General features: G+C 41.9%; 9 protein-coding genes, 3 tRNA genes and 1 CRISPR repeat array. Of the genes, 6 read left to right on the top strand and 6 right to left on the bottom strand.

Going from position 1 to position 16,309, the window contains the following annotated elements; all coding sequences use genetic code 11:
• Positions 1-96 precede the first annotated feature (96 nt).
• From H6G73_RS20330 to H6G73_RS20340, 3 genes are all read left to right on the top strand, one after another.
• Positions 97-1,917, top strand: coding sequence for an ABC transporter ATP-binding protein (locus H6G73_RS20330; RefSeq protein WP_190607776.1), 1,821 nt, complete (start codon positions 97-99; stop codon positions 1,915-1,917).
• A gap of 328 nt (positions 1,918-2,245) precedes the next feature.
• A tRNA-Tyr gene (locus H6G73_RS20335) sits at positions 2,246-2,328 on the top strand.
• Positions 2,329-2,386: 58 nt separating this feature from the next.
• Positions 2,387-2,458: transfer RNA gene (locus tag H6G73_RS20340), tRNA-Thr, on the top strand.
• Positions 2,459-2,633: 175 nt separating this feature from the next.
• Here the strand turns inward: H6G73_RS20340 and H6G73_RS20345 are convergent.
• Positions 2,634-4,037, bottom strand: coding sequence for a collagen-like protein (locus H6G73_RS20345; protein WP_190607778.1), 1,404 nt, complete (start codon positions 4,035-4,037; stop codon positions 2,634-2,636).
• Between the two features lie 426 nt (positions 4,038-4,463).
• Between H6G73_RS20345 and H6G73_RS20350 the strand changes: the two genes are divergently transcribed.
• Positions 4,464-6,791, top strand: coding sequence for an IMS domain-containing protein (locus H6G73_RS20350; RefSeq protein ID WP_190607780.1), 2,328 nt, complete (start codon positions 4,464-4,466; stop codon positions 6,789-6,791).
• A 227-nt stretch (positions 6,792-7,018) separates the two neighbouring features.
• Here H6G73_RS20350 and H6G73_RS20355 read toward each other — a convergent pair whose 3' ends face one another.
• From H6G73_RS20355 to H6G73_RS20365, 3 genes are all read right to left on the bottom strand, one after another.
• On the bottom strand, positions 7,019-8,059 hold the full coding sequence (locus H6G73_RS20355; RefSeq protein WP_244997457.1) for a WD40 repeat domain-containing protein: 1,041 nt from the start codon (positions 8,057-8,059) through the stop codon (positions 7,019-7,021).
• Between the two features lie 22 nt (positions 8,060-8,081).
• On the bottom strand, positions 8,082-8,375 hold the full coding sequence (locus H6G73_RS20360) for a hypothetical protein (protein WP_190607781.1): 294 nt from the start codon (positions 8,373-8,375) through the stop codon (positions 8,082-8,084).
• Positions 8,376-8,897: 522 nt separating this feature from the next.
• On the bottom strand, positions 8,898-9,068 hold the full coding sequence (locus H6G73_RS20365; protein ID WP_190607782.1) for a chlorophyll a/b-binding protein: 171 nt from the start codon (positions 9,066-9,068) through the stop codon (positions 8,898-8,900).
• Positions 9,069-9,382: 314 nt separating this feature from the next.
• Between H6G73_RS20365 and ald the strand changes: the two genes are divergently transcribed.
• Positions 9,383-10,474, top strand: coding sequence for an alanine dehydrogenase (gene ald / locus H6G73_RS20370; protein ID WP_190607784.1), 1,092 nt, complete (start codon positions 9,383-9,385; stop codon positions 10,472-10,474).
• A gap of 394 nt (positions 10,475-10,868) precedes the next feature.
• Positions 10,869-11,868: a CRISPR direct-repeat array (repeat unit 37 nt; unit sequence GTTTTAAAACTCATAAATCCCTATCAGGGATTGAAAC).
• A gap of 161 nt (positions 11,869-12,029) precedes the next feature.
• On the top strand, positions 12,030-12,389 hold the full coding sequence (locus tag H6G73_RS24565) for a KGK domain-containing protein (RefSeq protein ID WP_190607786.1): 360 nt from the start codon (positions 12,030-12,032) through the stop codon (positions 12,387-12,389).
• 268 nt (positions 12,390-12,657) lie between these two features.
• Here the strand turns inward: H6G73_RS24565 and H6G73_RS20380 are convergent.
• Positions 12,658-12,729 (bottom strand) — tRNA-Gly (locus H6G73_RS20380).
• A 59-nt stretch (positions 12,730-12,788) separates the two neighbouring features.
• Positions 12,789-15,959: an efflux RND transporter permease subunit gene (locus H6G73_RS20385; protein WP_190607787.1), complete on the bottom strand. Its 3,171-nt coding sequence runs from the start codon at positions 15,957-15,959 to the stop codon at positions 12,789-12,791.
• Positions 15,960-16,309: the final 350 nt, after the last annotated feature.

Here is a 16,309-nt window from a genome sequence, read left to right on the forward strand (position 1 = left end):
CCAGGCAACTTGCTCAAGGAAAGAGTTGACAATTTTGTAGTATAACTGTAGTATCTAATTCTTAGCTCAGGCTCACCCTTGAGGCAAGTGTGCATCATGGCTAAATTTAGAGACTTAATTGATTATTTCCGTCCCTACTGGGGGTGGAGTATTTTCAGCATTACGACCTCCAGTATTTACGAAGTTATTGACTTAATTGTACCTTATGCAACTGGACAGATTTTAAACGTTCTGTCTAGTCAACCCTTAGATAAACCACTGCAAGATGCGATCGCTCTTTTTTCTCGTGTTCTCAATTACCCAGCTAACCAATTCTTAACCATTGGTGTATTACTTGGTCTTATCTTCCTTTCTACAGTCGCAAGAGCGCCAATAGAACCTTGGTTAACAAGTTGGTTCCATTGGGATATTGCCTTAAAATCTCGCCGATTGCAAGGACAAAAAACCATTGAAAAAATCCTCACCCTCCCCTTGGAATTTTATGATGAAAATAATCCTGGACGCATTGCAGGTAGAGTAGCAAGGGGATTAGCTAATCATACTTGGGGATATCCAGAAATTGCTGGACAATTGCTTCCTAAGTTATTCAGAATCGTCGCCATTTTCTTGATGATTTGGGTAATTGATTGGCGAATTGCTGGTTTATTATTAATTTCCTTTGTGATTATCATCGGCTTAACTTTACGAAAATTAAAGCGGCTGATTTGGCATGAAGAACGCCTAGATAAATACATGGAAAATACAGAAAGCCGCACTTCAGAAATCATCACCAACATCAAAACCGTCAAAGCCTTTGCGACAGAACCAAAGGAACTGAAACGACAAAAACAACGCCTAGATCGAGAGTTAACAGTAGTTGATTATCGTATCCACAAAGGGTATGTCAAACTTCTCACCTATCAACGCACAATGGTGCAATTTTGTGTGTTTATAGTTTTGGGGTTAACTTTAGCCGAAACCTTAAAAGGAAAGATTACAATTGGTCACTTTGTCATGACCTTAACTCTTTCCAGTATGGCTTATGCTGAGTTACAACCAATTAGCAACTTAGCAGAGGTGTTTGCTAGGCGTATTTCTTCTATGTTGAGGTTCCATGATTTTCTCCAAACACCTTCAGGAGAGGCCACAATCGATTTTCTCTCACCAGAAAATATTGCAGATACAGATTATCAATTTACAGGAAAAGTAGAATTTTCCCATGTCAGTTTTGGCTATGAAGATAAACGCAAAGTTTTACAGGATATTAACCTGTTAATTGAGCCTTATCAAACAGTTGCATTAGTAGGAAAATCTGGTTCAGGTAAATCTACATTAGTGAAATTGCTTTTGCGCTATTTTGAGCCACAAACAGGAAAAATCTTGATTGATGGTCAAGATATCTGCACCTTAGATGTCAGCAAGTATAGACGAAGACTAGCAATAGTTCACCAAGAAGTAGACATTTTCAACGGTACTGTTTTAGATAACCTCACCTATGGCAGACCAGATGCCACTTTAGAGCAAGTACAGGCAGCCTGTAGGATAGCCAGAGTTGACGAAGTAGTTCAACACCTACCTCAAGGTTATTACACTGTGGTTGGTGAACGGGGTGTGAGGTTGTCAGGAGGACAAAGACAGCGGTTAGGAATCGCTAGAGCATTGTTAGTGGAACCGGATGTGCTGATTTTTGATGAGGCAACTTCTAGCCTAGATTATGAATCTGAACGCTCAATTCAACTAGCTATGCGTGCTATTCAGGGAACTCGCACCACAATTATCATTGCTCACCGTCTCAGTACCGTGAGAGAAGCAGACAAAATCGTGGTTCTTGACCAGGGGAAAGTAGCGGAAGTTGGCAGCCATGAAGAACTTTTGCATCAAAATGGCATTTACCATCGCCTCCACTCTCTCCAAGAAACAGGAGGAATAATCGCCTAAGGGGCTGCCAGGAAATAAATTATCCAGTCTTGTGGGATGGTCTTCTAGTCAGGGTTCAAGGGGCACTGAACGTGGCGTTAGCCATGATATGTCTGCCCCACAGAAATTAATTAGACATTTGGTGGTAATTAAATGTGCGTGGTTTGAAGCCCTTGTAGAGACGTTCCGGTGGAACGTCTCTACATTCATTTTCACCAAAGGTCTATTGGATATTTTTATTTGGTTGTCTCTCAGGAAAACACCCAGCAAAGCACAAACCAAAATTTTTTCTTAACCCTATTGCCATTTCTAAAAACCAGTGCTAAGATGTTAAATCGTGGGACAGCAAGGGTCGGTGTCCGAGTGGTTAATGGAGACGGACTGTAAATCCGTTGGTTTACGCCTACGCTGGTTCAAATCCAGCCCGGCCCACCTTCAATTTTAGATTTTGGCTTCTCGCAAGTTCAAAATCTAGAATTGCTAAAAGTTCGCCCGTGTGGCTCAGTGGTAGAGCACACCCTTGGTAAGGGTGAGGTCACGAGTTCAATCCTCGTCACGGGCTTTTTCAGAATAACGAAAAAACAATACTTATAGCAACTTGCATAAACTTGTATCTTAACACAGCTGCAATGTTTAATGGTGCGTTAGCCTCTAGCATAACACACCCTACGAAATAATTGATATTTTCTTATGACTTACTCATCCCCAATTCTAAGATGATCAGTGTTCAGTAAATACTATTTTGATTTACGAACTACACCCCGCCAATTTAAACTTTGCTGGGCGGAACGTTCTCCTAAGAAGCGAGTAGCAACTATTTCTAGATCAATATTCATCCCAGATTGCAGGGCTGCATCAGGAATTCGCAATTGTCCTAAAGCTAAAGTAAAGCGATTATAGTCACGAGTGACTAATTGTTGAGGAATTTCCCCTTCATAAACAGTTTGGTAATCAGAGTAACCAGAAGAAGTATCTTGCGCTCGATATTTGATTTTAAATTTAGTATTAATAGCATCAGATTTAGCTGCTAAATCAACTATTTTTAAGTTGAGATTTTTACCTGTACCGGCAAATTCTGCCACGGCTAATCTAGTAACATCGCCTGGTAAAATGGCATTTTTAACTGTAAAAGTAGTCAAATTTCCTTGAGTGGTAGCACTGCCATTAATCCAGACTTGTTGAGGAAATACTATTTCTACTTGTTGATTATCATTTAAAGTCAGTTTGGCTGTTTCATTACCAAAATCAGTGATAGCTTGTTTCTCTTGCCAAATAAGTTGAAAATTAGCTTCTAAACGTTGGTTAAATTCGTAATATTGGTCAGCTATCACAGAACCAGGGGCTAATAAAGAATCGGCTCCATTTTTTGATAACCATTGGTTTTTCGATAAATTGACTTTTTTACTGGCTAGCTGGGACAGAGTAGCAGTGAAAGTGGGCGTATCATCTGCTAAGGGTTGTTGACCTTTAACCAGCCATAACCGACCCAAGCTACCGCGACTGCCGTCTTTCCCATCTCTTCCATCCACACCATCGCTGCCATCAGTACATCTATAGGTCTTTTCTGTACATTTATGGTCTGGACTGCCGGGAGTGCCTTTGCAGGTTTTGACTTGCCAACGCCGCCGCCGACACTGGCAACCTTCTGTTCCTAAACCACCCCTGCCACCTCGTCCACCTTCGCCTCCCCCACCTTGGACAGAGATAGTGCGTAAATCGGCTAAATTGCTGTAATACACCTTGAGATCACCACCATTTCCCCCTTTGCCACCATCTCCACCTTGACCACCGTTTCCACCATCGGCTGCATTTAAATCACGTTCTCTGTCTTCTGCATAGCGACCACAACGAGGAGAGGAAGCATTTTCGCCGTCTTCCCCATCTTCTCCATCTTTTCCTGATAAGTCGAGATTGACTGGTGAACCATTGCTATAAACCGTTTTGTCAGACCCGTCCCGTCCGTTTCTCCCATCTCGTCCACTACGACCGTTGTCTGCATCTTGATTGTCATATCGAGAAATTTTCACTCTGTCTTCAGCTGCATTGGCTGGACATAGCAAGGAAGCCGAGGCGGGTATGAAACCTGTAAATAAAGGAAAAATCAGCAGTAAAGATAGATTTTTGGCTATATTTTGGTGCATATGCTTATCCCTTAGTCCATGTGGAAACTAGAAATGCTGACATAAATAAGTGGTTATTTGCTCCCTTGTAACCACAAGACGGGTGATAGAGAAGAGAAAATAGATTATGTCTAGTGAAATTTTTTTATTATCACTAAAAGCAGTAGTTATATTTAATAGGTTTCGGGCCAAATAGTAGTAGTGTATGTATGTTGCAGCTAATGTACTCTAGATAAAACTAAAAGTCATGCTATCTGAGCGATCGCTAGATGGTTATACTGAAGGTCTAATTTCAATTACGGGACTAGATAAAAAAACTGTGTTCTAATATACACTTGTATTCTTAACAAAACACGGTATTATAAAGGCTAATATTATGGCACGGTTTTACATGCCTGGGATGGTCTAGGTGAATGATGATTGAACACGGTGCAGAGGAAGTAGACTGTGCGAATTCCGCTAGATTACTACCGAATTTTAGGATTACCCTTAGCGGCAAGTGATGAACAACTGCGGCAAGCGTATAGCGATCGCGTTGTCCAGTTACCGAGGCGTGAGTATTCAGCCACAGCCATCTCTGCTCGCAAAGAATTAATTGAAAAAGCTTATGAGGTGTTGTCTGACCCCATCCAGCGCAGCAGCTACAATCAGCTTTATCTTGCCCATGCCTATACCGCCGATGGTGGAACCACGCCAGGCGAAAACGGTACCGAGCCACAGAACAAAAATGATGATCTACAAAGTCTTCAGATAGAAATTACCCCAGACCAATTTATTGGCGCTCTCCTGATTTTGCAAGAGTTAGGGGAGTATGAAATGGTGTTGAAACTTTGTCGTCCCCATTTGGTCAATCAACCCCATCTCCAAGTCGTCAGAACTGGTAATAGCTTAAATTTATCCCCAGACGAATTAGAAGAGGACTCAGAATTACCAGATATTCTCTTGACCTTTGCCTTAGCTTGTTTAGAACTGGGACGGGAACAATGGCAACAAGGTCACTATGAAAGCGCCGCCACATCCCTAGACACTGGTTTAGAGCTTATTTCTCGCCAAGGATTATTTCTCAATCTCCAAGGAGAAATTATTGCGGATCTCTATAAACTCCGACCCTATCGGATTTTAGAGTTAATCGCCTTACCAGAAGAAAATGTTGAGGAACGAAGACAAGGCTTAGATTTATTACAAAGTATCTTAGAAGAACGGGGTGGGATTGATGGCAGTGGTAATGACCAATCTGGGTTAAATATAGACGACTTTTTGCGATTTATTCAGCAATTGCGCTATCACCTCACCGTGGTAGAACAACATAAATTATTTGAGGCGGAAAGTAAACGCCCTTCTCCTGTGGCTACCTATTTAGCTGTATACACCTTAATCGCGCGGGGTTTTGCTCAACGTCAACCGGCTTTAATTCGCCAAGCCAAGCAAATGTTGATGCGCCTGGGTAAGCGTCAAGATGTCCATTTGGAACAATCTCTGTGTGCTTTGCTGTTGGGACAAACAGAAGAAGCGACCCGTGTTTTAGAATTAAGCCAAGAATACGAAGCATTAGCTTTTATTCGCGAAAAATCTTTAGATTCTCCAGATTTATTACCTGGACTGTGTTTATATTGTGAAAAATGGCTACAACAAGAAGTATTCCCCCATTTTCGCGATTTAGCCAAGCAGCAAGCTTCCCTGAAAATTTATTTTGCTGACCGTCAGGTGCAAGCTTATTTAGAGGCTTTACCCAGTGATGCAGAAACAACCAGCGAATTGACGGTAATTAATCGTCAATCTGTGAGCCAGACACCAGCAAATCCCCAAACTCTCCACAATGGTGCTGGTGCGGCTCATTCCCTTGGTTATAAATCCCCACCCACTGGGGAACTGAGAGCCATACCCAGGGAATCACCAGAATATTCTCAACGTCCTACTACCAGAAGTCAAATTAATCCTGTATCTGTAGGTGGTCAAACACGAGAAAATTCAGTTATTCAGGGAACGGAAACACAGCTAGGTAGAAAAAATACCGATGGTGTCCATAGTGGGATCAAGCCTCCTGCCTCTGTATCCACACAACAACGTCGCCGCCGCAATTCTACAGCCACTGCCAGCCGTAATCCTAGTCCTGATCATCGCTCACGTCCTCCCCGACGGAGACGCACCTTGATTGGCTTTCTACAAAGTAAGAAACGGTTGCTGTTAGTCATAACTGTGGCATTAGCAAGTCTTATCGCCTTGTGGTTACTAATATCTAGCGCCTTTGGTTGGTTAAGTAATATCTTGAATCCTGGCCCTGTTTTACAAGGAGAACAATTATCAATAGAACTTAATCAGCCACCGATTGAGATTCCTGACCCCAATAGTCAGCCACCAGTTCCAGAAGTAGGATTAACCAACGAAACGGCACAGCAAGTAATTAGCACTTGGCTATCTACAAAAACTGCGGCTTTAGGCCCGAATCATGCCATTGATAGTTTAGGAGAAATTTTAACTGGCCCTGTTTTAACTCAATGGCGCTCCATTGCTAAACAAGAAAAGGAAGAGAACCGCTATCGTAACTATAGTCATGATGTGAAAGTTGAATCTGTAACTCCTCTAGGAACGGATTCAGAACATTTTTTTGTAGTTGCTAAAGTCCAGGAATTAACTCAGTTCTACGCCAATGCACGTAGGCAAAAATCGATTCAAGAGAATTTACAAGTTAGATATGAATTGATTCGCAAAGATGGAGTTTGGAAAATTAAAAGTATGTTTGTGCAGTCGAAAACTACTAATCCTGTAGAAAATTAAAAATATTATTGATGATGTTTTTTACTTGATATCACTGTAGACTAGCCATTTGTTAAGCAGATAAAGCTTCAATCGAAATAACCAGGGCGGGCAGGATGCCCACCCCACAAGAGTTGTAATTTTAGATAATATGCAAGTTAAATTTCCAATAGCTTAGGACATTAACTAAAAATTAGACACCCCAGAGGTTTTAGCACTGTCACCTGTCACCTGTCACCTGCTATATATTAGCGATCGCGCCAAATATTCACTTTTTGATCAAATCCACCACTGGCCAAGGTCTGACCATCAGGACTAAAAGCGACTACACTCACCCAGTCCTTATGTCCTCTTAGTATCTTTTCTAACTTTCCTGTGGTTAAATCCCACAGTCTAATTCCATCTTTCCCAGCACTGGCTAAGGTGCGTCCATCGGGATTGATAGCTATGGCATTGACCCAGTTATTATGTCCTTCCAGGGTTCTGATTTGTTCTGCTGTATTCACATTCCACACTTTAATTGTGCGATCGCGACTAGCACTAACTAAAGTTTCGCCATTAGGTGTAAAAGAGATTCCAGTAACTATATCCTGATGGGCATCAATTTGGTGAGTTACTTCACCAGTTTTTAAATTCCACAGCTTGATCACACCTCTTTTGTCACCACTAGCTAAAGTTTGTCCATCAGGACTGATAGTTAATGAATAGATAGCATTATCAAATCTCACTAAAGTAGCCAAGGGACGCTCTTGTTCTAAATCCCACAAGCGAATCCCATCTAAACCACCACTGGCTAAAACCTGACCATTGGGACTAATAGCTAAAGACAAAACTTGAGTCATATGTCCCACAAAGGAACGAGTAAACTCTAAAGTTTTTAAATTCCACAGATTAATTCTATTATCACTACTACAGCTAGCGAGGGTGTTACCATTGGGAGCGATCACTAGAGACTTGACTGATGTTTGATGCGCTTTTGTACTGCCTAGCTTTTTACCTGTAATCGGGTTCCAAAAACGGATAATCCCCTCATTATCTCCCCCACCACTCACCAATATCTTACCATTGGGACTAAAAGCTAAAGATTTCACCGTCCCTGTATGTTCTGAGAAGGTGTAGACCAATTGTGGATTAGTAAAACTCCGGCTATCTGAGGTTTTATCAGTGTATTGGTTAGCAGCATAGGCAGAAGATATCTGCAAATCCTTTTCTATGGTCACTGGCAAAACCACAGCCGCTATTAATGCCAGTAATACAGTCTTTCCCCTACCTTTTCCTGCACTCCTCACCCTATTCCCTCACTGTGCTCACCTAATGGGATGATTTTTTCTTAGAAACATTCAATACTGGTAAAGCCGAACTAGACGAACGGGGTGGTAGATAATGTTGTACCACAGGTTCTTCCGGTTCAGGAGGACGCTGCTGGATGCGCCATAACTTCACCGCTAAACTGATACCTGCTGTTCCTAACCCAAAAGTGAATAACGACCAGCTATCATCCAAACCACCAATTAGCGCATCTACCACTCCCATAGTGATTAAAGCACTAATAATTGGTTCTCTACGATAGGCTGACTTTAAAAAACGAGGTAATTCAGCGTTCATCACAGCTTGCTTGGTTTTAAATAACCTGTTGTGTAAATTTATTCAGATATTTACTGATAACCGACCTTTGGTAATCAAGGTCTAGGAATGCAAACAATTATAATTGTCTGTGTCCAAAAAGAAAGTACGGGAATTCACCCCCTTAAATTACTCTCTTCAATTTGGCAGTTGCCAGTTGTTGATATAACAATGGACAGAGCGTTTAGGACATTAAATAACACTAAAACTTAGCCAGTAAAAGGCTTTTAGCACTGTCACCCCGCAGGGGTGCGCCAGTCGCTCATGGGGGAAACCCCCAAGACCGCGCTGGCTTACCTGTCACCTGTTAACTGTCACCTGCTATAGATTGTAGTTTCCCAGTGGCACTAGACACCTATATATATTCTCTCATTCACCTAAATATAGACGTTACATCAGGGGTAGAAGTTCAGAGACTGGCCAAAAAGTTAAAAACCAGCTGGGTTACAGCTGGTGAAAACTCTTGTAATTCCTGACTGACAGCGTTTTAAGCAGAAAATAGAGTTATTTCAAGCCTAGCCAAGAGAGTACACCTTGGTTGGTGGCATATTCGATGACTACCATCAAAATAAAACCAATCATCGCGGCTCTACCATTTAAACGCTCTGCATATTCATTGAAGCCAAACTTAGGTTCTTCGAGCTTGGGGGTGACGGTTGGTTGTTGCTGAGTCATGATCAAGAATTCCTCTTTTATTTAATGTGATCGACAAACGTGATTTGACAGGTTTTTATTTTCAAATGATGGCAGGGATTGATTTGACGAAATCCAAACACACTTGCTCAGAGAGTCTGATGGTTGCCCCTAGCTTTACAATTTGTAATGTTTCTTTATCTATTGTAGAAATTGTTGGCCATTAGTCAAGGTAGAAGAAAAAAACATGCTTGACAAAGAATTGACAAATCTTTGAATTTTGAATTACTGAATACTGAAGTAGCGGGATAGATACTGGCAGGCTAAAGTGAAACAAAAATTATTAGAGGCTGTCAATGGAAATCGGCGTTCCTAAAGAAACTAAAGATCAAGAGTTTCGTGTCGGTTTAAGTCCTTCTAGTGTGCGGGTACTGCAAGAAAGCGGTCATCAAGTCTTTGTCCAAACCGAGGCTGGTACTGGTGCTGGATTTGCAGATGAAGACTACAGTATTGCAGGGGCGAAAATTGTCCCTACACCAGAAGCAGCTTGGAATCGGGAGTTAGTGGTAAAGGTAAAAGAACCACTAGCAAGCGAGTATAAATTTTTGCAAAAAAATCAATTATTATTCACTTATTTGCATTTAGCGGCCGATCGCTTGCTGACAGAAACTTTAATTGATTCTGGCATTTGTGCGATCGCTTACGAAACCGTAGAGCAACCAGGAGCAAACAGACTACCTTTGCTTACCCCCATGAGCATCATTGCCGGTCGCTTAGCTGTGCAGTTTGGGGCCAGGTTCCTGGAACGTCAACAAGGTGGTCGAGGTGTGCTTTTAGGTGGAGTACCAGGAGTTAAACCAGGAAAAGTAGTAATTTTAGGTGGTGGTGTCGTTGGGACAGAAGCCGCTAAAATTGCTGTGGGCATGGGAGCGATCGTCCAAATCCTCGATGTCAATGTAGAACGCCTATCCTACTTAGAAACTTTGTTTGGTTCCAGAGTTGAACTGATTTACAGCAACTCTGCTCACATTGAAACAGCCGTTAAGGAAGCCGATTTACTGGTTGGTTCAGTGTTAATCCCTGGTCGTAAAGCACCAATCCTAGTATCCCGCGAATTAGTTAAACAAATGCGTCCTGGTTCGGTGATTGTAGATGTAGCAGTTGACCAAGGTGGATGTATAGAAACCCTCCGTCCCACATCTCACACTCATCCTGTTTATACAGAAGAAGGAGTAGTCCATTATGGCGTTCCCAATATGCCAGGTGCCGTACCTTGGACAGCAACCCAAGCCCTCAACAACAGTACCTTACCTTACGTAGTGCAGTTAGCGAATTTGGGTGTCAAGGCTTTGGATGTAAACCCAGCTTTAGCAAAAGGTTTGAATGTGCAGAACCGTCGTCTTGTTCATCCCGCAGTGCAAGAGGTGTTTCCTGATTTGGTGAGTTAATTGCTGTGGTTTCACATAGCGAAAGCAAGTTGAGGTTACAGCAATTTTTGGGTAGATATCTACAGCTTTTTTGTTTTACGCACAGAGCAAGTGTAATGAGATACACCCATATTGCTGTAATTTCATCGTGGATAGTTTGCCTGGCAGCGCGGATGGGTAGGTGTAGAAAATCTGATCAACCAACAAACGCTGTAATGTCTAGTCTGGCAAGGGTTACAGCGATTACTCACTATTTTTGATTCGCGCAAGTTCTGAAATTGTTAATGGGTAAAGGGTTGGTGATATTTCTTATGGTCAGTATCTTTTCAAGCGATCGCTCTAATGCTATATTTATAATTAGTTCGCGCTACCGTACCTTGAAAACTAAATATAGTAAGGGTTTCTACCCGCCGCTGTTTTAAAACTCATAAATCCCTATCAGGGATTGAAACATGAGGTATTCTTCCTGGGGCTGGACGGGCTAAAACGGTTTTAAAACTCATAAATCCCTATCAGGGATTGAAACGGGAGGACGTACCAGACAGAACTCAGCCCAGTTACGTTTTAAAACTCATAAATCCCTATCAGGGATTGAAACTCGACCGTCACGTCCTGGCAAGCCTCTGCTTCCATCTAAAGTTTTAAAACTCATAAATCCCTATCAGGGATTGAAACAAAATGGATGGGATGGTTTAAATGGTGCTGACGGTAGGTTTTAAAACTCATAAATCCCTATCAGGGATTGAAACTGTCCATCACGACCGGGTAAGCCACGCTGACCATCCCTACGTTTTAAAACTCATAAATCCCTATCAGGGATTGAAACTCCTTCCTCGATTTCAACCGACAAAATATCGAGTGTTTTAAAACTCATAAATCCCTATCAGGGATTGAAACTTACTTCCTCTCCTATCTGGTTTTGGTTGGTAGATAAGCTCCAGTTTTAAAACTCATAAATCCCTATCAGGGATTGAAACTACAGCATCAGAAATTATTCTATTTCTATCGCGTTTTAAAACTCATAAATCCCTATCAGGGATTGAAACGCCTACCTTTTTCCGGTGAGCTTCATTGCTCCATTGTTTTAAAACTCATAAATCCCTATCAGGGATTGAAACAGGAATTGGAAATCTATCATCTGGAGGTGATAGATGACTAGTTTTAAAACTCATAAATCCCTATCAGGGATTGAAACATTGGTGTAGTGAAGAGAAATGGAGCAAGTTGGGTTTTAAAACTCATAAATCCCTATCAGGGATTGAAACTCTTCAACCATTTCTAAATCCTCCACAACTTGTGGGTTTTAAAACTCATAAATCCCTATCAGGGATTGAAACACATAACTGTAAAGAAGGTAAATCTTCAGCCTGTACGAGAGGTTTTAAAACTCATAAATCCCTATCAGGGATTGAAACTTATAACGATTGGGGAACGATAGGCTTAAATTTAAAATTTGTTAAATCTAGGGCTGTGCATTGCTGCCCATAACCAATATTTAATATGAAGTAATAGTCTGTTCATAATTTTTTCTTCGTAATTGGGAATTATAAATTACAGAGAATTTGGAGTAACTATTGTGAGTGAGCCTGTCGGACTGTCGCAATTTGATGTTGTGTCCATAAATAAAACTAAGAGTCCTTTAAACGCTGCAACTTTTAAGGTGATTGAGTTTGCTATTAGTTTGGCGGGGAGGTTATCCAAGGAACTTAGTGGGGAGACATGGAAGGAGTGGTATAAGGATGGCGTTGAGTGTGAGGTACTTCGCATGGACGGGACTGGCTGGCAGTCGGGGAGAGTGAGAATTTCTCTAGAATTTATCCCCGCCGATGAGGAGGAAGATGAGGAGGAAATGGAAGCTCAATTAGAAGATGTGACCTCTCCCCAGTTGCCAGAGTCTCCCCTGGATGACTTACGTTCCGAACTGAACATTCAGTAGTTCAGTTGTGCGGCTGTCATAATAGAATGGGGACAAAAAAAGACGGGTTACCAATTTGGTAAATTCGCCTTAATTTATATGTCCGTTCCCATTCGCTTGTTTTTGGGCGATCGCATGTTTTAAAACTCATAAATCCCTATCAGGGATGAAAACTTAGCTTATTTATGTAGTGATAGGGTCATTACACAGCCAGAGGTGATACAATTCTTTATGCCACTTTTATGCCACTTAAGCCATAATCATAAAATCTAATCTAGTTCAAAACCTAAGCGGGCGATGGGACTCGAACCCACGACGTTCACCTTGGGAAGGTGACATTCTACCACTGAATTACACCCGCAAATAATTACAGTTAGCCAAACGAAGCTAACCATAATTATACCATAACCAATCAAAAGACTAAGAAATAGATTTTTCTTTTGGTGCTGGCAGACTCATCACTTCTTGGTGTTCGGTAGAGTGATGTTGGTGACGACCAAAAATGCGACGGATAATCTTCACAATACTGTTTTGGAAGTCGTCAACATAACTGAAGATAACTGGTACCACAACTAGAGTTAGTAGAGTAGAAGTTGTAAAACCACCCATAATTGCAATGCCCATAGGTTGACGGACTTCAGAACCTGCACCAATGCCTAATGCTAGGGGTAAAGTACCAGCTATGGTAGCTAGGGAAGTCATCAAAATTGGTCGCAGACGTGAGACACCAGCTTCAATTAATGCTTGGCGTTGGTTTTTTCCTTCTTGCATGTTGATGATGGTGTAGTCAACTAACAGAATCGAGTTTTTGGTAACGATTCCTAAAAGTAGAACTACTCCAATGAGGGCATACAATCCCAAGGGTTTTTGAGCAACCATTAATGCAACTAATGTCCCTCCTAAACAAAATGGTAAGGCCGCCATAATTGTTAAAGGGTGGAGAAAGTTGTTATACAACAGGACGAGAATTGCATAGATACACAACAGTGCCAAACCTAATGCACCACCAAAACGGCTGAAAATATCCTGCATAATTTTTGCACCACCAAAGGGTTGCTGTACCACCCCTGGGGGTAAGTTTTGCATGATGGGCAGTTTGTTCACTGTTTGTAATGCCTCTCCCAATGGCAAACCTTGCAAGTTGGCTTCTACAGATACCTGTCGGGCGCGGTCGAAACGGTTGATGGTTGCGGGGCCACTACCCAGACGAATATCTGCTACTGCCAAGAGGGGAACTAAACCACCATTTTGACTGGGAACTTGGAGATTTCTAATAGTGTTGATATCTGTACGCGCTTGGGGGTCGATTTGGACGCGGATGGGAATTTGCCGATCGCTCAAATTATATTTAGCTAAGTTGGCATCGTTATCACCAATGGTAGCTAAAGAAGCGGTACGAGCGATCGCTGCTACTGTCACTCCCAAATCTGCGGCCCGTTGGGGGTCGGGAATCACAAGAATTTCTGGTTTAGTTAAACTAGCACTGGAAGAGACTTCCACTAAACCAGGGATGTTTCGCATTTGTTGTTCTAATGCAGTGGCAGCTTGTTGTAGGGCGGCGGGATTTTCGCTTCTTAAGAGAATGGCTAGACTTTTCCGACTTTCTCCTGGGCTTTGGGATTCAAAACTAATCTTTGCCCCAGGAATTTGTTGCAATTTGGGCCGCATTAGGTCTTCAAATTGCTTTTGAGAAATGGTTCTTTCTTCTTTGGGTTTGAGTTTAACTGCTAAAGTTGCAGAGTTAATTTCTTCTGTAGCTAAGACTTTTTCTACAATGGGACTGGTTCGCAACAAGTCTGTGGCTTGGGTAACTACCTGATTGACATCTGCCAAGGTTGACCCCGGTGGCAATTCCACTGCAATGCTAGAAAGAGCATAATCCCCATCATCCACAAAACCCTTGGGAATCACAGGTACTAACATCAAACTAGCAATAAAGAAACCCAAAGCGATCGCTATTGTGGTTAATCTATGGCGTAATGACCACTGTAGCAAAGAGCGATAAGGTTGAAATCTGCGGGATGATTGGGGGTTGGTGGAAGATTGAGGTAAAGAAAATGAGAAATTACCAAAGCGGATATTTTTTGGTTTTTCTTTCTGGGTGTGGTAGTGATTTTTTAATAAATAGGCCCCCATCATCGGTGTTACCATCCGCGCTACCAAAGTGGAGAAAATTGTAGACACAGCCACAGTTACACCAAAGGGTTGAAAAAACTGCCCTGGAATCCCACCCATAAAAGCCACTGGTAAAAATACCGCAATAATGGTAGCGGAGGAAGCTATCACCGCTAATCCCACTTCATCAGAGGAATCAAAAGCTGCTTGCCAAGGAGATTTACCCATAGCCATATGCCGTTCCATGTTTTCAATTTCCACAACGGCATCATCCACCAAGTTACCCACCGCTAAAGCCAAAGCCAACAGGGTCATGTTGTTGAGGGTATAACCCAAGGCTTGCTGCACCGCAAAGGTGGGAATCATCGATAAAGGCAAGGCTACGGCAGTAATTAAAGTGGCTCGCCAATCACGTAAAAATATTAAAATCACCAGTACGGCCAGTATAGAAGCCTGAATTAATTCATCAATTGTGCTTTGATAGGATAAGCGCACAATATCGGCTCTAGTAAAAATTAAATCCAGTTTGATATCTGGAGGCAGGGTTTTAGTTAATTCCTTGACTGCGGCTTTTACACCTTCCTCCACAGTTACCATCACACTACCCGTACTTCGCAACACCTGGAAAGCAACCACAGGTTTATTATTTAAGCGGGCAGTTTTGCGGATATCACCAAATTTATCTTCAACGGTTCCCAAGCTAGATAGGGGAACGGAACCACCACCAGGTAAGATAATTTCATAATTTTGTAGCTGATCTACACTGGTCGCACTACCCAAGGTGCGGATGCTTTGCTCACTACCCCCTAATTCTGCCCTACCACCTGGTAAGTTAATATTTAAGGCGCGAATTTGGTCATTCACTTGGGTGGCAGTAATGCCCAAAGACTTTAATCTATCTGGGTTTAAGTTAATGCGAATTTCTCGGTCAATACCACCAACTCTTTTAATTTGAGCTACCCCAGGAACTGCCAATAGTCTCCGACTAATTGTTTGATCAACTATGTTGCTGATTTCTTCTACAGATCGCTGTTCAGAACTCACTGAATAGGTGATAATGGGCCCACCAATAAAGTCTAGCCGTTTGACAACGGGATCATTGATGTCTTGAGGGAGAGTTTGACGAATTTGGGCGATCGCATTTCGCACATCATTGGTAGCGCGATCGCTATTGGTTCCTAACACAAAATTGATGTTAGTAACAGAAACACCATCACTTACTTTAGAAGTCATGGTATCAATATTTCCTAGTCCTGCTACCGCATCTTCTATTTTTTTTGTCACCTGAGACTCTAATTCTGCGGGGCCTGCACCTGCTTGAGTAACAGTCACCGTCACACTGGGGACATCAATATTAGGGTTAATATCAATTCCCAAGGTGATAAAGGAAAACCAACCAATTACCGTGAGAATTAGAAATAACACTATTGTCGGGACTGGTTTTTTAATCGACCAAGCCGAAATATTAAAGGACATCGCAGAATTCCAAATTGAGAAATGGGGGATTAAGACAGCTTATTTTTCTGCCCTCATACAATAGTTATACTGAAAAGCGATGATTTTGGCTGGCAGATGTCAGCTTCCGCACTAGGATTATAATTAACTTGCAATGATTACAGCAGATTGCAAGTGTATGGCACAAAAATAGACATCTCCGAAAACAAGGAAACCCTTACCATGACTGCTTTTAAGAGGGGTAAAGGCTAAGTGCAAAGATACTCAAATTATACGCTAAAATCAGTGTTTGAAATGCGTGCTGTTGCTAATTAGCTAAAAAATAGCAATCCTTAGATGAAACTTTATTCTCTGGAAACACAAGTTTTCAT

This window comes from Richelia sinica FACHB-800 (assembly GCF_014698825.1).
Lineage (GTDB): Bacteria > Cyanobacteriota > Cyanobacteriia > Cyanobacteriales > Nostocaceae > FACHB-800.